Genomic DNA, 20,856 nt, shown 5'->3' on the forward strand with positions numbered 1-20,856 from the left:
ACAACCGAAAGGTTGCGTCCTCATTTTTTAACTATGACTAAAAACGGTTCCTATTAAAATTCAAACTCCACGTCGCTTAAACGACGTTTGATCTCTTCCATCACCCGTCTCTCCTCAGCTTCGCCTTTCGCTTCAAATGTAACGGAGAAACGTACAAAATGACCTGCATCATCCCAAGGTACAGTGGAGATTAGCTTCTCGCGGATCAGGAACTGAGAGAAGTCTTCTCCTGTTTCAAAACGACGTCCGCCTTTGATCCCCTTTGGAGCTTCAACATATAAAAAGAAAGATCCTTTTGGCTTTTCCGCTCTAAATCCAAGTTCAGTAAGAGTATCCACCAGCATGTCATGACGGCGAGAATATTTCTCTGCAATCTTTTCTGTGATTTCCGGATGGGACAATCCATACGCTGCCGCTTTTTGAATCGCTATAAACTGACCCGAATCATTGTTATCCTTTACATCGCTGAATGCTTTGACAATAAGTGGGTTACCCGCAACAAAACCAATACGCCACCCTGTCATGTTATAGGATTTGGACAAGGAGTGAAGCTCAACGCCCACATCCTTCGCACCAGGCACGGATAAGAAACTCAGCGGATTCAGACCATCATACGTAAGTGCCGCATAAGGAGCATCATGTACAACGATTACGTTGTATTTTTTAGCCCATGCTACAACCTCTGTAAAAAATTCCGCAGTGGCACTTGCCCCTGTTGGGTTATTCGGATAATTCAAATAAAGCAGCTTCGCTCGGTGAGCAATTTCCTCTGGAATCGACGCTAGGTCCGGTAAGAAGTTGTTTTCTTTGGTGAGTTGTACGTTGTACACTTCTCCGCCAAGATACTTGGTGTGAGTTCCGAGAACAGGATATCCAGGTACAGTTAAGATCGCAACATCCCCAGGATTAATGAATACAGAAGGGATCATAGCCAGGGCCGGTTTTGAGCCAATGGAATGTACGACTTCAGATACAGGATCAATTCCTTTTACCCCAAAAACTTCTTCTAAGTATTTAGACGCAGCTTCTTTAAATTCAGGAATCCCGTTATCCGCGTAACCACGGTTTTCGGCCTTTGCAGCTTCTTCCGCAAGCTTTGCAACAATCCCTGCATCTGCCATCTCATCTGGTTCACCAACCCCAAGGTCAATGAGTTCAATATTTGGAAAGTCCTTTTTTGCTGCTTGTTTTGCTCGTTTTATTTTTTCAAATTTATAAATGTTTGTGTCTTTACCATAGTTCGCACCGCCGATTCGATCGGCAAAACTCGTTTGAATGAAAGTTTCTTGATATTTATTAGTACTCATATCGCGTATCTTCATCTCCTTGTGTAACGAATATCTCCATGTATAAATATGAAGGATTCTGCTCGTTAAAACCATGGACTATACATCCGATCATTTGCACTATCATTTTATGCTAAGTTACGCTTATAACCCTATATACCCAATATTATACGTTCTAAGCGCTTCATTTAGTTTGCACGAAAGCACCATTAATTATCAATAAAACACAAAAAAGAGCGCCGCTTAAAGCGACACTCTGAATGAACTGATTCTAAACTGTAAAAATAAGCTACCTGCTTCGCAAAGAAGCAAGCACATCTTCCATATCTTGCGGAAGTGGAGCCGTGAATTCCATCTGTTCTCCTGTATCTGGATGAACAAAACCAAGCGTCTGAGCATGAAGTGCTTGGCCATTCATTTTTATCCCTTTATTCCGTCCATACATGGGATCACCGACGAGAGGATGGCCAATAAACTTCATGTGTACCCTGATCTGATGCGTACGTCCTGTCTCCAGCTTCAATTCAAGCAGGGTATAGTCGCCAAGACGTTCTAATACAGTAAAATGCGTTACTGCTTCTTTGCTATTGCGATCAGTTACGGTAAACATTTTACGGTCATTTGTGTCACGCCCAATTGGAGCATCCACGGTTCCCTGATCATGCTGTACATGACCATGTACCAGTGCAATATAACGACGATTGACACTATGCTCTTTCAGCTGAGCAGCAAGCGAGGCATGCGCCTTATCATTCTTGGCAGCCATAAGGAGACCTGAGGTATCTTTATCAATTCGGTGGACAATTCCCGGACGAAGTTCGCCGTTAATACCGGACAAATCTTTACAATGATACATAAGTGCATTCACCAGTGTTCCAGAAGTATGACCCGGTGCCGGGTGAACAACAAGTCCTCTTTGTTTGTTCACTACAATGACGCTTGCATCTTCATATACCACTTGCAGCGGAATGTTTTCAGGAACGATTTCTACTGCTGCCGGCTCTGGGACGATAACCGTAATGTTATCTCCTTCACTGAGCTTATAGTTTGACTTTACCTTTGCACCATTTACGGTAACATGACCGTCTGCAATCCACAATTGAACCTGAGAACGGGAAACACCATCCATGCTCTCCGCAATATATTTATCAATTCGTTCCTTTGCATAATCAGCAGTGACGGTCCACTCCTGGATGTCTTGAGCCGATTCTTGTTCGGACCGATCTGTCATCTTTATTCCTTCCCTTCTTGTTGACCTACTTGTTGATCTTCACGCCGCTTTTCTCTTCTTGATTCAAGTAGTGTGTCCAAGATAATAAGAGCTACCCCCACTACAATCGCAGAATCGGCAACGTTAAAAATCGGAAACGTATAGCTTCCAAAATTAAATTTAAAGAAATCAACGACTTCACCCATTAGCAGGCGATCCAAAAAGTTACCAATAGCTCCTGCAAGAACTAAAGATAATGCCAGTGGGAGCAATTTATCAGGCTGGGATTTAATTTTTTGGATATACCAAACGAGTGCGACTACCACAATAATGGTTACTACAATAAAAAACCAACGCTGATCTTGGAGAATACCGAAAGCCGCTCCCCGGTTACGGTGAGAAGTAATGTAGAAAAAGTCTCCAATCACCGAAATTTGTTGGCCCAAATCCATATTGGTTTTGACGAGCCACTTACTTCCTTGATCCACCATAAAAACAATCAAAGCAATAACGTAATAGATCACCGTGTTTTTGTCACTCCGTTCTTGTCTTTTACCATTCGATGGGTAATGCCTTATTTATTGTAGCACACCCGCTGGAACAGCGTCTATTTGAAGTGATAGAGAGAGTTCAGTCCCATTATGCAAAATACACCTTCTCTAAAACCTTTGCTTTTTGCGCACTCTATACAGACACCAAGACAGTGCAATTTTAATACTACACCAGCCAGTAACAAGTAAAGGAGCATTCATGCCCATGACGCATCTTAGCAAGCAAGAGATGGAAGATTTGCGCAAGCAGCTTCTTGAGCGAAAACAAGATATTCAGCACCGTGAAAAAACCAATGATCACTATGGCCTTAGCGGTTCCATGCGTTATCAAGCAGGAGAACTTTCCACGATTGATAATCATCCCGGAGATGTAGCTACTGAAATGTTCGAACGAGCAAAAGACATCTCCTTAAACGAACATGATGAATTTATGCTTGAGCGCATTGACTCTGCATTAGCCCTTATGGAAAAAGGTGACTACGGCGTATGTGCTGTATGCAGTAAGCCAATTCCTTATGAACGGCTAGAAGCTGTACCCTATACCATTTATTGTAGAGAACATGCTCCAGAAACTGTCGTTTCTAATGATCGCCCAGTCGAAGAAGAGTTCCTTACCCCTCCATTTGGCAGAACAAGCCTGGACGAGAAGGATACTCAGAATGGTTTTGACGGCGAAGATGCCTGGCAAATCGTTGAGAGCTGGGGAAACTCTAATAGTCCCGCTCTGGCAGAAAGCAATAACGTCGATGATTACAATGCGATGTACATTGAAGCATCGGAAGAAATTGATGGATGTGTGGAAGCTTACGAAAGCTTTCTCGCAACCGATATCTATGGAGAAAATGTATATGTTCTAAGAAATAACCAATATCGTAAATACCTTGAGGATGACGAAGGAATGAACATTCTTGCCCCTGATGTTCTTCCGAGTGACGATTAAATCACAGCGTATCGAGTTCTAATTGTCTTTGAACAATACGTACGATATCTGCAATGTAGTCTCCAATAATGGGGAGATTTAACGCTCCAAGCAACTGAAGGAGATAGATGATCGTTGCTGCAAAAAAGGTGAAGCCAATCGCTATTCCAACTCCTCTTGCTGTACCTGAAAGAATATTAAGCCAGATGAGTCGCGCTGGTCTATACAAGAGCTGCGTATAATCAGCAATCCTTGACTTCTCAAGGCTCGAAGCTAATTTTTGTAACAACCCGTGCATCTCATTAATTTGCCCTTCAAGTTCTTTGATTTCATCTGATGCTTTCTGATTTGTTGTCATCGCTAAATGGTCTTATCCTTTCCTTTATAGGATTAGAAAAAGCGGAAACGAGCCAGGGGAAATATACTTCCCTCAGGCTCGTTTTTGCATATCGTTCTTTATGCTATTATATCCGCTTTAAAACCGAATTAGCCTCTACCTATAGTTATCTTACGAGATTTTAACACCAATCGTTTTAGATCCCGCTTCTACTTTTTCCATATCTTCCGCAGTACCAAAGGAAACATCGGTTACGAGTACATTTTCACGAAGTACATCTTCAAATGCTTCAATCGCTGCTTTTAGCTCATCATCCACATCTAGCACAAGATTTACTCGTTTTTCTATTGGAAGATCCAGTTTCTTTCTTGTATCCTGAACGGCACGAACAACCTCACGAACCAAACCTTCTTGTTCAAGTTCTGGCGTGATCTCTGTATTCAGCGCAACCGTCAGACCGTAACCGGATGCTGCTGCAAATCCTTCTTTTGCTTTTTTCTCGATTAGAAGTTCCTCACTAGAAATGTGAAGTTCAGTTCCTTCAGGGGAGACAATGTTAAATTCTCCAGATTCTACAACAGAACGAGTCTCGTCTACGGTCATACCTTTAAAATGATTTTGCAGGAAGCCTACATTTTTACCGTATTTTTTACCTGCTACTTTCAAATTCAATTTCAATGAGAAATCAACAAAGCCGCTGTCGCTTGTTTCTACTTCAATTGTTTTCACATTGATCTCTTCTTTAATGATCTCTTCATATCCTGGCAGATCGAAATCTTGGTGCAGAGATACAATCAGAGCGGACAATGGCTGACGTGTTTTGATTCCTGTCTCATTACGTACGTTACGCGCAAGTTCAACAATATTGCGTGCCGTCTCCATGTCTTGCTCCAGCTTCTCATCAATCAGAGCAGAATCTGCTACTGGATAGTCAGTAAGGTGAACACTGCCTTCTCCGCCAAGGTTTCCATATACATCCTCTGACAACATCGGTGTAAATGGAGCCATGAGTTTGGACAACGTAAGCAGTACTTCTGTCAGCGTACCATAAGCAGCCAGTTTGTCTTCGCTCAGGCCACTTCCCCAGAAACGATCACGGGAACGACGGATATACCAGTTGCTCAGCTCATCAACAAATACTTCGATTGATTTTGCAGCATTCAGGAAATCATTTACTTCAAGCCCTTTACGAACTTTTGCGATTAGAGAGTTCAGACGTGACAGCACCCAGCGATCCAGTTTGTTCTCAGAACCGTTAAATGGATGATCTTTTGGATCATAACCATCGATATCAGCATACAGCGCAAGGAATGCATGTGTATTTACAATCGTATCGATCACTTTTGATTTTGCTTCTCCTACGATCCCTTTGGAGAAACGTTTGCTGTTCCATGGCGCACTGTCTGCAAGTAGTGCCCAACGGAATGCATCTGTACCATATTCGTTAATGATCTCCCATGGATCAATGACATTGCCTTTGGATTTGGACATTTTTTGTCCATTCTCATCCAAGATATGACCTGTTGCCATAACTGCTTTATAAGGAGCTTTGCCAGTAAATAAAGTGGATACGGCAAGCAAGCTGTAGAACCAGCCGCGAGTCTGGTCAATCCCTTCACAGATCATGTCTGCAGGATATTGCTGTTCAAATGTTTCCTTATTCTCAAAAGGATAATGATGCTGTGCAAATGGCATTGAACCACTGTCAAACCAGACATCAATTACTTCGGATGTTCTTTCCATTACCCCATTTTCACAGTGTGTACAGTGTACTTTTACTTCATCTACATATGGCTTATGGAGTTCGAGATCCTCGCTCACTTCGCCTACCGCATGTTTGCGAAGTTCCTCATGGCTGTGCGGTGAAAATTGTCCGCCGCAGTCCTGACATACCCATACGTTCAGCGGAGTACCCCAGTAGCGGTTACGACTGATGTTCCAGTCCACGAGATCTTCAAGGAACTTACCAAAACGTCCTTCACGAACATGGCCAGGATACCATTCTACGGTATTGTTATTGGCAATCAGCTGATCTTTCACAGCTGTTGTTTCAATAAACCAGCTGTCCATTGCATAGTAGAGAAGCGGTGATTTACAACGCCAGCAGAACGGATAGCTGTGTTCGATTTTTTCTTTGCTATAAAGTGTGCCTTGTTCGGACAAATACTTCACGATATCAAGGTCACAATCTTTTACAAAACGTCCTGCAAAATCAGTAACTTCTTCTGTATACTTCCCTGCAGAATTAACTACACTTACAAAGCTGATTCCATTCTCACGACAAGTTTTATAGTCATCTTCCCCGTGAGCAGGAGCCATATGAACGATACCTGTACCGCTTGCATCCGTTACAAAGCTTGCTCCAACTACCATGTTCGCTTTTTCTGCTTTGATGTAATTAAACGGCGGTGTATAAGTAAGACCCACAAGCTCTGAACCTTTCAGTGTAGAAAGAACTTCATAGTCGCCTTTCATCACTTTTTCCACCAAGTTCTTCGCCACGATATAGGTGCCGTCTTCTTGTTTCACTCGTGCATATTCCATGTCTGGATTTACAGCAAGTGCCACGTGAGCAGGAAGTGTCCAAGGTGTTGTCGTCCAAGCCAGAATATATTCATCACGATCATCCAGTTTAAATTTGGCTGTTGCACTCAGGTCCTTAACATCCTCGTATCCTTGAGCTACTTCATGTGAACTAAGCGTTGTCTGGCAGCAAGGACAATACGGGCTGACACGATGTCCGCGATAAAGAAGCCCTTTGTCATGGATCGTTGCGAGAATATTCCACACACTTTCGATGTATTTGTTATCAAGTGTAACGTAAGGATGATCCAAATCCGTCCAGTACCCGATTGCTTCGGTTAGTTCGCGCCATTTATGTTCATATTCAAACACACTAGCTTTACACTTCTTGATAAAAGCTTCTACGCCGTAGTTTTCAATCTCATGTTTTCCGTTAATGCCAAGCTGCTTCTCCACACCAAGTTCTACGGGAAGACCGTGAGTATCCCAACCTGCTTTACGAACTACACGGTAGCCGTTCATCGTTTGATAGCGACCCACAAAGTCTTTAATAACGCGGCCAAGTACGTGCCCGATATGCGGAGCACCATTTGCGGTAGGTGGTCCTTCATAGAGAACGTAATTAGGTTTGCCTTCCCGATTCTCAATTGATTTTTTAAATGTATCTTCTGCATTCCATTTACTGAGGATTCGCTGCTCGCGAGCGCGAGCTTTTTCTTTGACATCGACTCGTTTCATCTTCAAACTCCCTCTCTTTATAGCGCATTACTATATTTAGAAAAATAAAAAAAGCCTCATCCCCAAAAGGGACGAGACTGTACTCGCGTTACCACCCTAGTTCCATCTCCAGCCTGTTCGCTCTAATCAAATTCATGATCATCACGATTGAGCAATAGAGACAGCTCTCTAATCCTTATGAAACTTCCATAAGGAGCCGATATAACGTTCGGCTTACGGTATCAGCTTATTCGTATCCGCAAATACCATCGTAATATGCAGATCCTTTCGGCTTCACTTCTCCGGGAGGATATTCGGTCGTGACCTGTTCATTGGCTTGCACCAACCGCCAACTCTCTGTGAACAATCTTCACAACGTACTGATTCCCATCATCAAAAATAAAATATGAAATTCATATAAGAATATTTATAGCCTCTTTTATAAAAAAAGTCAACCGGATCAATAACCTGGAAATAGTTCATAATCCGCTCTTATCTATATCATATCCAAATAAATGAAATATTAATAAATTTCTTTCATTTCACGTTCATGCTCACGAACCTCAAATTCTCGGTTCTCCAATGCTTCCCATCCATCCTGTGTTAATAGTTCAAGCTGAGCTTCCACAAGTGTACGGAAACGTGCACGATAGATTGAAGCCTGTTTCTTCAGCTCTTCAACTTCCATCGAAATCTTGCGTGACTTCGACAAAGCTTCGTTTATGATGCGGTCTGCGTTCTTCTCCGCTTCCTTCACGATCAGCTGCGCTTCTTTCTTCGAATTATTCTTCACTTCATCTGCAGCTTCTTGAGCCACGATAATGGTCTTACTCAGCGTTTCCTCAATGTTTGAGAAATGATCCAGCTTCTCCTGCACGGACAGCAGCTGGTTATTAAGTTCCTTATTCTCGCGGATCACAGCCTCATAATCTTTAATGACCTGATCCAGGAATTCGTTAACCTCATCCTCATCATACCCACGAATTCTGCGAGAGAACTCTTTATTATGTATGTCCAGCGGTGTAAGCGGCATACTGTCCACCTCCTATAATATTAACCTCCAAAAAAGGAGATTTATGAAACAAAAAAATAATGGTGAACCTTCTGCCACCCTAGGCAGCAGAAGACTACGGAATCATGTAATATTCACCATCTGTATATTAACATGTAGTTTATATCGGCAACTTTATATGTTGTCATAATGCCTAGACCTATACTTTTCGACAAGAAAAGCAGAATTCCTGCAACATACTTAGACAAATCTGCCAACTTTGACACGAAAACGGCCTTTTTTAGTAACTCCATCTATCTCCATTACTTTAAAACGTCCTAACCCTTGAACAGAAACTACGTCTCCTGCCTGAAGAGCTTTAGACGGATCTTCAACAACTCGGAAATTCACTTTACAGCGGCCAGCCTTGATGGGTATAAGAATTTTGCTTCGGCTGAGCCTGTACACATCACTTGCAATCCCGTCGAGACGCAAAGAAGCTACCGTCAGATCCATCATCTGAAGTGATACCTCACTCGTCCGAAGCTGATCGATCGGCAGAATATCTGTAAATACGTTCACACGATGAACCTGATGCAGATGGATTGATAAATAATCTGCAACTTCTTTAGCAACTACCGTATGGCAACCATCATCAAGTACATGAATGTCTCCAATCTTACCTCTTTTCAGGCCAAGACTCAAGAGTGCACCCATATAATCCCCGTGTTCGAGCTGTAGTAATTTTTGGTCTGCTGAGGTAATCGCCAGCACAGCGAGCTCCATGCTTTCCTCTTCTAAATAAGCATAATCGGGTGCTACGAGTGCCCGTTTACGTTCAGCCGTTTCTGAACCCCCGTCCAGATGTATCTGCACATCGTTTCGGCGATTCATAAGTGATTCCAAAATATAAGCCTGGCGAGGATCGAGAAAGTCCGTCAGTTTCATCTCGTGAAACTGTCCCGCACGTTCGACCCACTCCCAGGCTTTGTCTACAAAATCCCGTTCATCGGGGTGAAAATGATCATAAACTTCAGTTTTCATTTCAAGATCACCCTGCTTTGCATATCATACTTACCTAAAGGCTTTCGTATAATCTACGTTAATATACTGCTTAGAATAGCAATGAGTCCCATTGCTGCATAACGCAGAGCAAAAAGCGCAATGATTGGAGAGATATCAATCATACCGAAGATTGGCGGTATAAAACGCCGGAAAGGCGCAAGATATGGCTCTACAAATTTGCCTATTATTTCTCCAAATTTACTCTCGCGTGCATTAGGCAGCCAGGACATTAAGATATAAATAAGAATCAGCCAGTAGTAAATGTCTACTATAGCTGTGATGGTTCGAACTGCAATATCCAAAAACAATTCACCTCATTCTGCCGTAATCTGTGTCGCTCTCACTTTCAGCCAAAATCTCAGCAATCGTTCCTTGAATTTCCACCGTGTCTGGTGTACATAAGAAAATATTACCGCCTATTTTGGAAATACCCCCACCCAGCGCATATACCGTTCCGCTTAAGAAATCAATAATCCGCAGAGCTTGGTCTTTGCGGACACGCTGAAGATTGATCACAACGGTGCGATGAGCACGAATATGATCCGCAATCTCTTGAGCTTCATCATAACTGCGTGGTTCGTAGAGAACAACTTTTACATTTTTTTGGGAATGGATACTCACCACATTATTTCCCTTCTGATTTCTACGTTTATCGAAGTTCGGGGTTTCAACTTCTTGTTCCGGTTCCTCATTACGTGTATTATTTACTTGTTCACGCTCGATAATCTCTTCTTCTTCTTGCAAGCCAAAAAAATTCATGAATTTATTCATTACACTCATCTCCTTAGTCCTCCTCTTTTCCTACAAGAACACTTCCCAGTCTTACCCAGGTAGCCCCTTCTTCAACAGCAACTTCATAATCATTCGACATTCCCATCGACAAATGGGTCAGCGGCTGATTCGTTAAAGCTTGTCTGTTCAAATCATCCCTTAGTTCACGAAGTCCGCGAAATACAGGGCGAGTACGTTCTGCATCTTCCTCAAAAGGAGCCATTGTCATTAATCCGGTAATATGAACATGAGGAAATTCACGAATTTGCTTGAGTAATGGTACAACTTCTTCCGGCTCAAGACCGTATTTTGATTCTTCTCCAGATATATTCACCTGAAGCATGCACTCCACTTGCAGATCAACCTGGCCTGCCTTTTTCTCAATCTCTTTTGCAAGAGAAAGACGATCTAGTGAATGAATGTATGCGAATTTGCCAATAACATCTTTAACCTTGTTGGTCTGCAAATGTCCTATGAAATGCCATATCCCTCTATCGTGCAGAGCATTCCATTTGTCTTCAGCGTTTTGCCAGCGATTCTCGCCAATATGTATAAGTCCGTGATCCAGTACTTTACTGGTCATCGCAGTCGAAACATATTTTGTAACGGCAATTACACCGACGTCTTCTCTATTTCGTCCGCTTCGTTTGCATGCGGCCGTTATACGCTCATTAACATGCTGAATTCTCTCCTCCAGTTGCAAGGAGGTCACCTCTCTTCCAATCCGATCCAGCTTGCCATACGACCCGTAATCCCGTTTTCCTTACGGTAACTGAAGAACAATTCTGGATGGCAGCTTGTACACCATGAAGTAATTTCGATATGTTCCGGCAATATTCCTGCTTTTATCATAATGTGTCGATTCACTTCTTTCAAGTCAAGCATACTTTTTCCATCTGAAACCGGTTTATGGCAAGCTGCATAAGTCAAGCTGTTATGTTTGTCATTACCCTCTGAAACCTCATACCAAACCTTCACCTTATTCATTACATAGTCGTCTACCTCATAACAGCAGCTCCCTATCGACGGGCCAATTGCAGTTCTAATGTCTTGACGCTGACACCCATAATACTCTTCCATTCGTGTAATCATTCGCTCCGCAATCCCGGCAACCGTGCCTTTCCAGCCTGCATGAGCAAGCCCTACAACTTCTTTTTTCGGATCGAAGAAATACAAGGGCACACAGTCGGCATAAAAGGAAGTTAATAGAATACCTCTTACGTTAGTGAGTAATCCGTCCGTTTCCTGAAAAGCCGATTCGCGATCTAGAAATCCTCTGCCCTGATCTCGCTCGGTTACAATCGCAACTTCATTCTTATGCACTTGTTCTCCGCATGTCCATGATTCTGGCTTCATACCGATTTCTTTAGCGATCCGCGTTCTATTCTCGATAACATCCTGCGGATCATCCCCTACATGAAAAGCACAGTTCAAACTGCTGTAAGGCGCTTTCCCTACTCCGCCCAGACGGCTTGTATAACCAACTTTGAGTCCTATATCTGCCTCATAGCTTTTCCAAGGTTCTATTTCAAACAATCCCGGGCTCCCAGCAGCAGGAGGATTCAAGCTGGGAGAATCTAAGGATGCTGTCTTTTTGAATACAAACGGTTCCATGAAAGTAAAATTCACCTCATCTTTTTTTACAGTGTAACAAAAATAGAGCTAAATTGCTCATCTACCTTCGCTTAAAAGAAAGACGGCGCCTTTTTCCAATCCTACTTTCATAACCCGCGCCGCTGCTCGTCTCGGCTTCGTTCCCATCGTTCTGAACTTGGCTGCTCTCCATCGCCTGGATGCTCCTTGACCTCATCCATCTTAACAAGAACCACATCAGAACCGATTTTGACAATATTACGCCATGGAATGATCAGGTCTGAACCACCGCCGAATAACCCCATAAAGCGGCTGTAACTGGGGACAACAATCGCATCAATTCGCCCATTCCTAAGGTCAAGTTCCAGATCACTAATCTGACCAAGCCTTTTTCCATCGATAATATTAATTACGTCTTTGGTTTGAAAATCCGAAATTTTCATCGCTCTTACCGTTAAATCTCCTGAACTCATACCTTATCACATCCCGCTATTTGTGCTTATAATCTACTATATGATTGAATCGCCCAAAATGTACTCTTTTTTAAGATCGTTGCTGCAAGCTTTTAGACTCCTGTACAAAAAGATAAAACCTTTATTTCTGCCTAAGGCAGAAATAAAGGTTTAGGAATTTAGTTCATTATGCAATTTACCAAATACATTGCATTTTCCTCGTACTGCAAAAGCCTTACGTCTTCACATGTTTCTGCATTTGCTGGATCGCTGACTTCTCAAGACGTGACACTTGAGCCTGGGAAATGCCGATTTCATCTGCTACTTCCATTTGCGTTTTTCCTTCGAAAAAGCGCATAGACAATATCATTTTTTCCCGCTGACCCAGCCTGAGCATCGCTTCTCTAAGCGCAATTTCTTCAATCCAGGTTACATCCTTATTCCTGTCGTCACTGATCTGATCCATTACATAAATCGGATCACCACCGTCATGATAGATCGGTTCGAACAAGGATACGGGATCTTGAATTGCATCTAGCGCAAACACGACATCTTCTTTGGGCACACCGAGCACCTCAGATATCTCAGAAACCGTAGGTTCCCGCGAATTGAGATTGGTTAATGCATCCCTGACTTGCAGTGCTTTGTATGCGATGTCTCTCAGAGATCTTGATACACGAATCGGATTGTTATCTCGAAGGTATCTGCGAATCTCACCGATAATCATCGGTACCGCATACGTGGAGAATTTTACATTTTGAGACAAATCAAAGTTATCGATGGCTTTCATCAAACCAATACAACCGACCTGAAACAAATCGTCAACGAATTCTCCCCGGTTATTGAAACGCTGAATGACACTGAGTACTAATCGCAAATTGCCATTCACCAATTTCTCTCTAGCTGAGCGCTCATTATTTTGCTGTAGATTTGTAAATAACTCACGCATCTCTACGTTGGTTAGGACCGGCAGTTTCGCGGTATCCACGCCACAAATCTCGACTTTATTACGAGTCATCGTGATTTACCTCCCAAGGAGAAACATTAATGTACATTATCTCCCTGAGCGGTGTTTTTATTCCAAAAATAAAACCTTACCAGTTATAACCAAGACTTGATTTTACACCATTTTATTGAATTCCTTACGCAACCGCTTAATGATTCTCTTTTCGAGCCGAGAAATGTAAGACTGGGAAATGCCCAGCATGTCCGCAACATCTTTTTGTGTTTTTTCTTCCCCGTCTTGAAGTCCGAACCTTAGTTCCATGATCATGCGCTCTCGATCTGTCAGCTTGTCTAATGCTTTGTGCAGCAGTTTCCGATCCACTTGCTCTTCAATATTCCGGTATATCGTATCATTCTCGGTACCCAGTACATCAGACAGCAGCAATTCATTTCCATCCCAGTCGATATTCAGCGGCTCATCAAAAGACACTTCGGACCGGATCTTACTGTTACGCCGCAAGTACATCAATATTTCATTCTCAATACACCGGGAAGCATAAGTCGCCAGCTTAATTTTTTTCTCTGGATCAAACGTGTTCACTGCCTTGATTAGTCCAATTGCCCCAATAGAGATTAAATCTTCAATGTTAATGCCGGTATTCTCAAATTTGCGAGCAATGTATACGACAAGCCGGATGTTCCGTTCGATCAGCATAGCCCGGATCGCAGGGTCGCCTGTCTGCAGTTTTTGCAGTAAAAATTCTTCCTCTTCCCTTGTTAACGGCGGGGGCAGTGCTTCACTTCCACCAATATAATAAATCTCTTCGCTTTTTAGCCCAAACAAAAATAAGAATCTGTAATATTGCAGCTGTACGGCAAGTTTCCATTTGACAAGCATGTACACTTCCTCCTATACCACGTTCAGCGGCTTTTCTGTTTGACCGGCCGTTGTATTGACTACAGCAGGCTCTTGCACATATTCCGGGTGAATGATGGCCTGATACTTCCCTTCCGAAGATAACTTCCCTCCATCGAGTCCAATCAGGGTACGCCTTGGTGTATAGCAAGTCCCGTTCATTATTACTTTTACCGAGTCTGGTTTAAGTGCAAGCATAAACGTTGTTCCTTTGTTAATCCCCCGGTAAGGGATCAGCCTAAGACGATCTTGCCAGATGAACTCCTCTTCGAGCTCCATAATTAACGTGTCTGCTGAAACTTCTGAGATTCTCCCTTTCCAAGAAGGGGGCAGATAAGATTCCCACAAGGAAGCTTCCATCACGGTAACCGGTGTCCGTGTGAGTGGATCGGTAAGCTGATTCCCGGTATCCACGAGCCCTGTACAAGTGACTTCCACTCCCCCTATCTCAACGATCATATCTCCGAAAAAAACAGCCATCTGTTCCGTCTTTCTTTTGCTCGACTGTACTCCTTTAAAAACAAGCAGAACCGCAAAAAAAGTAATAAACACAAACCAAAAGCCAACCTGAAGTTCAAATGAGATGCCGCCTGTTGTCGTAAATAAAATACCATTAAATAAATCAGCTGAACTCTGCAGCAGATAATGAACGCCGAGTATGCCGCCCGCTGCCACAAAGTTAACTACATAAAACGTCCCTATTGTTTTTGTAAATGCTTGTAAACTATGAAATCCAAATGCGGTCCAGATCATAAACAGGGATAATGTGAATTTGATTAAGAAGGTGTACAAAAAAGTAAGTTCCGGAACAAACATCATTACTACATACAAAGCCCCGATGATGGAAGAAATAATCATTCGCCACCATTTTGGCTTTTTCTTCTGCATCCAAGCGGTAAGGAACAACAACACCCAGTCAATAAGCAGGTTCGTTAGAAAAATCAAGTCGATATATACAACCAGGTCCTCTCACCTGCCTTACGTAAATCATGAATACATTCAGTATAAGGAGAAGATATCTCAAAGTCTGTCTAAACGTGGGAAGTGATTTGTACTATTTTTGTCGTAAAAAGAAAATAAAAAAGACTGTAGACAAACTAGTTATAGGCTAGTTTGTCTACAGTCTGCCAGCAGTCCAACGGACTACAGTTCGTTATGCATAATAAGTTTATTATTCGTTATGATTGCTGCCATTATTTCTCGAGCGATTACGTAAGAACGTCGGAATATCAAGTTGATCCGAACCCGGTGCATTACTGAACGGTTTCAGGTTGTTTGACGGACGGCTCTCTTGCGGTTCAGTATTAGATTGAACCGGTTTGCGAGTAGACTGCGGGATAGGCTCCGGCTTACTCTCGAATCCTGTCGCGATAACCGTAACCTTGATTTCCTCTTTCAGGTTCTCGTCAATGATCGCACCAAAGATCATATTTACTTCTAGATCAGAAGCAGATGTAACAATCTCGGCTGCTTCGTTTACTTCATACAAGGACAGGTTAGAACCACCTGTAATGTTCATGATAACACCGCGTGCTCCTTCAATCGAAGTCTCCAGGAGCGGACTCATAATTGCTTTACGTGCAGCTTCAGCAGCCCGATTCTCTCCCGTAGCCATACCGATACCCATAAGTGCAGAACCGCGTTCTGTCATAATGGTTTTAACATCGGCAAAGTCAAGGTTGATAAGACCTGGTACTTGAATCAAGTCAGAAATACCTTGTACTGCTTGGCGAAGAACATTATCAGCTTCGCGGAAAGCTTCAAGCATTGGAGTCTTCTTATCTACAATCTCAAGCAAACGATCATTTGGAATCACAATCAGTGTATCTACTTTTTCTTTGAGGGCTTCAATACCGTGCTCTGCTTGATTATAACGTTTACGTCCTTCGAATGTGAATGGACGTGTAACCACACCAACTGTTAACGCTCCGCACTCTTTAGCGATCTCAGCGATAACAGGAGCAGCACCTGTTCCTGTACCTCCGCCCATACCAGCAGTAACGAACACCATGTCCGCACCTTTTAAGGTATTCGCAATCAGATCACGAGACTCTTCTGCAGCCTTTTTACCTACTTCTGGATTGGCACCAGCGCCAAGTCCTCTTGTGAGCTTATCACCGATTTGAAGTTTGTGTTCTGAGCGGGCTAAATGCAGTGCTTGAGCATCCGTATTCACCGTAATGAATTCGACTCCTTGCACACCATTCTCAATCATTCGGTTAACCGCATTACTTCCGCCGCCACCGACACCTATTACTTTTATCTGAGCCAAGCTCTCCATATCGAAATCAAATTCCAACATACTTTTCCATCTCCCCCTCATGTGTGCATGGATGGCTCGTCCACGTTCCGAAAATGAATCCAGACCATTTCATATATCGACGAACAATACCATTTCGTAAAGATCACTCGAAAACGAATCGTTCAAGGATCTATGAAATGGATTCAGACATGCTATATCAATTCACTGAACATATTTTTTAAGCGTTCGAAAAACCCCGGTTTTTGTTCTTCTTCCGGAGCCGGATTCGGCTTAACTCGATTGGTTGGTTTTTTGTTATTGCCTCCGCCACCAGGATTATTATTCGCTGGTCTTACTTTGATACCACGAATGACATTATGCAAAATCCCTACACCGCTCGTATAGCCTGGATCCCTTACACCGATATAATCCGGCACTGCAATTCTAACGGAAGCAGCAAGTTCATGTCTAGCAACCTGTAACACACCTGGCATCGCTACAGTACCGCCTGTTAGTATATAACCTCCAGGTAGCTCTGTATAACCCAGTCGCTTTACTTCCTGATGAATTAATTGGAAGATTTCTTGCACACGAGGTTCTATGATCGCTGCCAAATCTTCCTGAGTAAATTCTTTATCCACGTTACTGCCAATACGTGTTACTTTGAATACAACATCACTAGCTGCATCATCAAGCCAAGCACAACCATACTTAAGCTTGACCTTCTCAGCTTGCTCTGTCAAGGTTCGCAGTCCGTAAGCAATATCGTTAGTAACAAACTCCCCGCCGATTGGCAGTGTCGAAGTTGCAACCATTGAGCCTTCCTCAAACACAGCAATCGTGGTCATTCCTGCACCGATATCAACCAGTACAGAACCCATTCCTTTTTCATCTTTGGATAAGGACAACAGCCCTGCTCCAAGAGACATGAGCACCAGATCTTTCACTTTCAGTCCTGATTTCTCAACGCAGCGCAACAAGTTATGTATGGCAGTCTTCGCCCCTGTAATGATCGTCGCTTCAACTTCAAGACGAACACCGATCATACCGCGAGGATCCTGAATTCCTTCAAGACCATCAACTACATACTGCCTTGCCACAACATCTATGATCTCGCGTTCCGGCGGGATCGCGATGACTTCTGCTGCTTTCAACACCCGTTCCATGTCTTCTTCACCGATCTCGCGGTCCTCATTTGATACTGCCACAACACCGTGACTTGTCATAAGCCCGATATGATTTCCAGAGATCCCGACATAAACTTCGGATATTTGAATACCAACCATACGTTCCGCGTGATCTACTGCGTTGCGGATCGATTGTACAGTCTGGTCAATGTCTACAATTGCACCTTTACGAATTCCTTCTGAGTCGGCAGATCCAACTCCAATAATATTAAAGGTTCCATTATTAATTTCCCCAATAATAGCCCGAACTTTGGATGTACCGATGTCCAAACTAACAATGATGTCATTGTTGCTCAAGTCTGTGGCACCTCCTGACTCCGATTAATATACGTTCTTTTAAACAAACACTCTCTACATATTCAACACGTTTAAGGCTTTCCCTCTTTTTTCAACAAATTTTTTGGGTGCCTTCAGGGTGGAGATAATAAGCTCCTGTTAACTGCCTTTACTCAGTTGATAGGAGATGAGTCTCCTAATTGTCTCTAAGTTTGTTCACGAGTTTAACCGTCACAAACGATTCTAGTCAAATTTCAAAGAAAAAAGAAGGAAATGATAGCAAGATGCATATAGTGTAAAGTGTAACATTTTTTCATACGATCAGAAAGTGCTATCTTCACACGTCCATTGTTTTCCATTAGAATTGCATGAATTTGGATCATTCAACTGTCTCTACTTCCTCATCTTCCTCTGTATCTGGAATAAAGGGTTCATAGGAGTCTGCTTCAAGCATGGTGATGATCCCTGGTTTTTCCGTTTCAATTACTTGATTTAAATAGCTTACCTTATCTTCTAACAAGGACACCGTAGTAATTACTTCAAACTGTGATTTTGTGTAAAGTTTAATCCGATCAGGAAACGACGGGGTAGGCGATGGCATAATTTCAGAAATATCTGTGGTAAGTTCATTAGGTATGTTCTTAAGGATCTCAGACAACTCTGTTTTTAGCGGATTGCCATCCTCCCAATGTGTCAAGATCGGTTTTTCTACGGAAATTCCGCGGTCAGGAAGCGTAACACTCACTCCACTGGATAAAATAGCATGAAGGTGTCCGTCTGCAGCCAGTTCGTAAGCTACTGGATCGTATTCTTTAATGTGGATTACGATTGTACCCGGGAACTGCTTGTCCACTGTTGCCTCAGATACAGAAGGCATCTCTTCCAACTTCTTCTCTATATCACTGCCATTATCACTAAAAAACGGATTACCCACTTGAAGGCCGCTCTTTGCTAAAATCTCATCTTTAGTAGTAAACACATTTCCATCAATCTGAACCTGGGAAATTTTGCTGACTGGCGATCTGAAAAATATAACAGCAAGCATAGCAATAAATAAAAGGATGAGAATCGTGATTAGTTTACGGCTTGTTTTACGTTTTGGCATGCTCTCTTTTTTGAGAGCGGGCAATTGATTTTTTGGCATAAATCTCCGCTCCATAAAAGCCCTATTGTCCCCTCAAAAAGAGGGGACTTTCAAGGCAAGTTTGTGCTTAAAATGATACTGATTGGAATATATATAAGCATCGTTATTCTCACTGACCAGGGGGATAACAATTACGGTGCAACAAAGCTCACTGGCTGACGTTCCACAGAAGCCCCAAGTGATTGAAACAACTGCTCAATTCGATCATAACCCCGATCAATATGATGCACTTGTTCAACGACGGTTCTTCCTTGTGCGGCAAGTCCTGCAATCACAAGCGCAGCACCGGCGCGTAAATCGGTTGCTTCTACTGTGGCCCCATAAAGCCGCGGAACACCACGTATAAAAGCAGCGTTCATATCAACAGAAATATCAGCACCCATTACATTCAGTTCATCAACATGCTTAAATCTTGCTTCGAAGACGGTCTCTTTCATTACACTAAATCCATCTGCCAAACTGAGTAACACCATAACCTGTGATTGAAGATCTGTAGGAAACGAAGGGTATGGTGAAGTAACAATACGATCAACCGCTTTAGGTCGCCCCAAACAGCTTACGTTTATTATATCATTGCATACACTCGTTTGAACACCGGCGCGCTTCAGCACATGGATAAGAGAATTTAAGTGCGATGGATTGCAGTGAGTAAGAGTGACATTTCCCCTTGTTGCAGCAGCAGCAATCAGCACTGTACCTGCCACAATCCGGTCCGGTATAATCTCATAGGTACAAGAGGTTAATGAATCGACTCCGTGAATCGTAATGGTACTCGTGCCCGCTCCGATAATGTTCGCACCCATTGCATTCAAGAAATTTTGAAGATCCTGAATCTCGGGTTCTCTTGCAGCATTCGTGATCGTTGTCGTCCCTCTGGCTGTTGCAGCAGCCATCATGATATTTTCCGTGGCCCCGACACTTGGAAAATCAAGTTGTACATCTGCACCGATTAGTTTCTTGGCACGGCAAGTAATTTGAGAATCCTTCTCCTCAATCACCGCACCCAGCGCCTCGAGTCCTCTCAAATGCAGATCTATCTTTCTTTCCCCGATCGCACATCCTCCAGGCTGATAGATGGACACTTCACCAAATCTGGCAAGCAAAGGACCCATTAAAAAAATGGAGGAGCGCATCTTGCTCATTAAGTCTTCCGGTACTCTAGCAGAACTGACTAAGGATGTGTCGATGGTTACTTTTCCTGAGTCATGTTTTGCACCACATCCGAGCCGTTCTAAAATGTGTAACATTACCTCAATGTCGAGCAAATGAGGTACATTATGGAGCTGCGTGTTTCCTTCTGCAAGTAAACTTGCTGCCATGATAGGCAAAGCAGCATTTTTAGCTCCATGGATACGTATGGATCCTGATAGGGGTTTCCCGCCTTCAATCACCAATTTGTCCAAGTGTATCACCTCCGAGTTTACCCGTTCACCCTAGTTCTTGATCGCTTCGACCCGGTTTATACCGTCCATTTCATGCCTGATCGAGAGCATCCACAAGGTAGAACGTCCTCTGCTGTTTCTCTCCAGGAAGCGCATCAGCGTGATCTAGACACTGCTTTGCCATCCCATCAAGTCAGTTCAGCGGATAATAGTATTGTTTATGACACACCCGGACATTTACTTCGTCCAAAAGGGGAATGTCACAATTGATAAGGTATCTTATGTAAAGAGTACCTTGTGTGTGACAATCGCCCAGGAACCGTTTTACATTACATGGGGACTTTTATAT

At 42.9% G+C, this 20,856-nt stretch carries 20 protein-coding genes and 1 other annotated feature; of the genes, 1 reads left to right on the forward strand and 19 read right to left on the reverse strand.

Annotated elements, in window-relative coordinates; translation table 11 throughout:
• Window positions 1–53: 53 nt before the first annotated feature.
• The 3 genes from QPK24_RS17735 to lspA form a co-directional block, all read right to left on the reverse strand.
• The gene (locus tag QPK24_RS17735; protein ID WP_285743407.1) at window positions 54–1,307 is read right to left on the reverse strand and encodes an LL-diaminopimelate aminotransferase; all 1,254 of its coding nucleotides are present in this window, start codon (window positions 1,305–1,307) and stop codon (window positions 54–56) included.
• Between the two features lie 268 nt (window positions 1,308–1,575).
• Window positions 1,576–2,517, reverse strand: a complete 942-nt coding sequence (locus QPK24_RS17740) for an RluA family pseudouridine synthase (RefSeq protein WP_285743409.1) — start codon at window positions 2,515–2,517, stop codon at window positions 1,576–1,578.
• Window positions 2,518–2,519: 2 nt separating this feature from the next.
• Entirely contained in the window at window positions 2,520–3,020 is a 501-nt protein-coding gene (gene lspA, locus QPK24_RS17745) for a signal peptidase II (protein WP_285743412.1), read from the reverse strand.
• A gap of 232 nt (window positions 3,021–3,252) precedes the next feature.
• Here lspA and QPK24_RS17750 point away from each other — a divergent pair, with 232 nt between their 5' ends.
• Entirely contained in the window at window positions 3,253–3,987 is a 735-nt protein-coding gene (locus QPK24_RS17750; RefSeq protein WP_285749408.1) for a TraR/DksA C4-type zinc finger protein, read from the forward strand.
• Window position 3,988: 1 nt separating this feature from the next.
• Here QPK24_RS17750 and QPK24_RS17755 read toward each other — a convergent pair whose 3' ends face one another.
• The 16 genes from QPK24_RS17755 to murA all read right to left on the reverse strand — a co-directional run bounded on the left by QPK24_RS17755 (window position 3,989) and on the right by murA (window position 20,528).
• On the reverse strand, window positions 3,989–4,264 hold the full coding sequence (locus QPK24_RS17755) for a DUF5665 domain-containing protein (RefSeq protein ID WP_407083032.1): 276 nt from the start codon (window positions 4,262–4,264) through the stop codon (window positions 3,989–3,991).
• Between the two features lie 210 nt (window positions 4,265–4,474).
• Window positions 4,475–7,564: an isoleucine--tRNA ligase gene (gene ileS, locus QPK24_RS17760; RefSeq protein WP_285743416.1), complete on the reverse strand. Its 3,090-nt coding sequence runs from the start codon at window positions 7,562–7,564 to the stop codon at window positions 4,475–4,477.
• A gap of 64 nt (window positions 7,565–7,628) precedes the next feature.
• Window positions 7,629–7,946: a binding site (T-box leader), on the reverse strand.
• Window positions 7,947–8,066: 120 nt separating this feature from the next.
• Window positions 8,067–8,576, reverse strand: a complete 510-nt coding sequence (locus QPK24_RS17765) for a DivIVA domain-containing protein (RefSeq protein ID WP_285743417.1) — start codon at window positions 8,574–8,576, stop codon at window positions 8,067–8,069.
• Window positions 8,577–8,795: 219 nt separating this feature from the next.
• Window positions 8,796–9,578 (reverse strand): YlmH family RNA-binding protein, encoded by a 783-nt coding sequence (locus QPK24_RS17770; protein ID WP_285743419.1) that lies wholly within the window; start codon window positions 9,576–9,578, stop codon window positions 8,796–8,798.
• A 53-nt stretch (window positions 9,579–9,631) separates the two neighbouring features.
• Window positions 9,632–9,901: a YggT family protein gene (locus tag QPK24_RS17775; protein ID WP_285743421.1), complete on the reverse strand. Its 270-nt coding sequence runs from the start codon at window positions 9,899–9,901 to the stop codon at window positions 9,632–9,634.
• 7 nt (window positions 9,902–9,908) lie between these two features.
• A complete protein-coding gene (locus QPK24_RS17780; protein ID WP_285743423.1) occupies window positions 9,909–10,379 on the reverse strand; it encodes a cell division protein SepF in 471 nt (156 codons plus the stop codon).
• A 4-nt stretch (window positions 10,380–10,383) separates the two neighbouring features.
• Window positions 10,384–11,073 carry a YggS family pyridoxal phosphate-dependent enzyme gene (locus tag QPK24_RS17785; RefSeq protein WP_285743425.1) on the reverse strand — a complete coding sequence of 230 codons (690 nt, stop codon included), beginning with the start codon at window positions 11,071–11,073 and terminating at the stop codon, window positions 10,384–10,386.
• Between the two features lie 5 nt (window positions 11,074–11,078).
• Complete coding sequence (gene pgeF / locus QPK24_RS17790; RefSeq protein WP_285743427.1) at window positions 11,079–11,984, reverse strand: peptidoglycan editing factor PgeF; 906 nt, start codon at window positions 11,982–11,984, stop codon at window positions 11,079–11,081.
• A gap of 107 nt (window positions 11,985–12,091) precedes the next feature.
• Window positions 12,092–12,436, reverse strand: coding sequence for a YlmC/YmxH family sporulation protein (locus QPK24_RS17795; protein ID WP_285743429.1), 345 nt, complete (start codon window positions 12,434–12,436; stop codon window positions 12,092–12,094).
• 214 nt (window positions 12,437–12,650) lie between these two features.
• The gene (gene sigG, locus QPK24_RS17800; protein WP_160034231.1) at window positions 12,651–13,433 is read right to left on the reverse strand and encodes an RNA polymerase sporulation sigma factor SigG; all 783 of its coding nucleotides are present in this window, start codon (window positions 13,431–13,433) and stop codon (window positions 12,651–12,653) included.
• A 102-nt stretch (window positions 13,434–13,535) separates the two neighbouring features.
• Complete coding sequence (sigE, locus tag QPK24_RS17805; protein WP_160034229.1) at window positions 13,536–14,258, reverse strand: RNA polymerase sporulation sigma factor SigE; 723 nt, start codon at window positions 14,256–14,258, stop codon at window positions 13,536–13,538.
• Window positions 14,259–14,270: 12 nt separating this feature from the next.
• A complete protein-coding gene (gene spoIIGA, locus QPK24_RS17810; protein ID WP_285749410.1) occupies window positions 14,271–15,239 on the reverse strand; it encodes a sigma-E processing peptidase SpoIIGA in 969 nt (322 codons plus the stop codon).
• A gap of 208 nt (window positions 15,240–15,447) precedes the next feature.
• Window positions 15,448–16,578 (reverse strand): cell division protein FtsZ, encoded by a 1,131-nt coding sequence (gene ftsZ / locus QPK24_RS17815; protein ID WP_285743433.1) that lies wholly within the window; start codon window positions 16,576–16,578, stop codon window positions 15,448–15,450.
• Between the two features lie 152 nt (window positions 16,579–16,730).
• Window positions 16,731–18,002, reverse strand: a complete 1,272-nt coding sequence (gene ftsA, locus QPK24_RS17820; protein WP_285743435.1) for a cell division protein FtsA — start codon at window positions 18,000–18,002, stop codon at window positions 16,731–16,733.
• A gap of 358 nt (window positions 18,003–18,360) precedes the next feature.
• A complete protein-coding gene (locus QPK24_RS17825) occupies window positions 18,361–19,125 on the reverse strand; it encodes a cell division protein FtsQ/DivIB (protein ID WP_285743437.1) in 765 nt (254 codons plus the stop codon).
• Between the two features lie 131 nt (window positions 19,126–19,256).
• Complete coding sequence (murA, locus tag QPK24_RS17830) at window positions 19,257–20,528, reverse strand: UDP-N-acetylglucosamine 1-carboxyvinyltransferase (RefSeq protein ID WP_285743439.1); 1,272 nt, start codon at window positions 20,526–20,528, stop codon at window positions 19,257–19,259.
• Window positions 20,529–20,856: the final 328 nt, after the last annotated feature.

This window comes from Paenibacillus polygoni, assembly GCF_030263935.1.
GTDB classification, from domain to species: domain Bacteria; phylum Bacillota; class Bacilli; order Paenibacillales; family Paenibacillaceae; genus Paenibacillus; species Paenibacillus polygoni.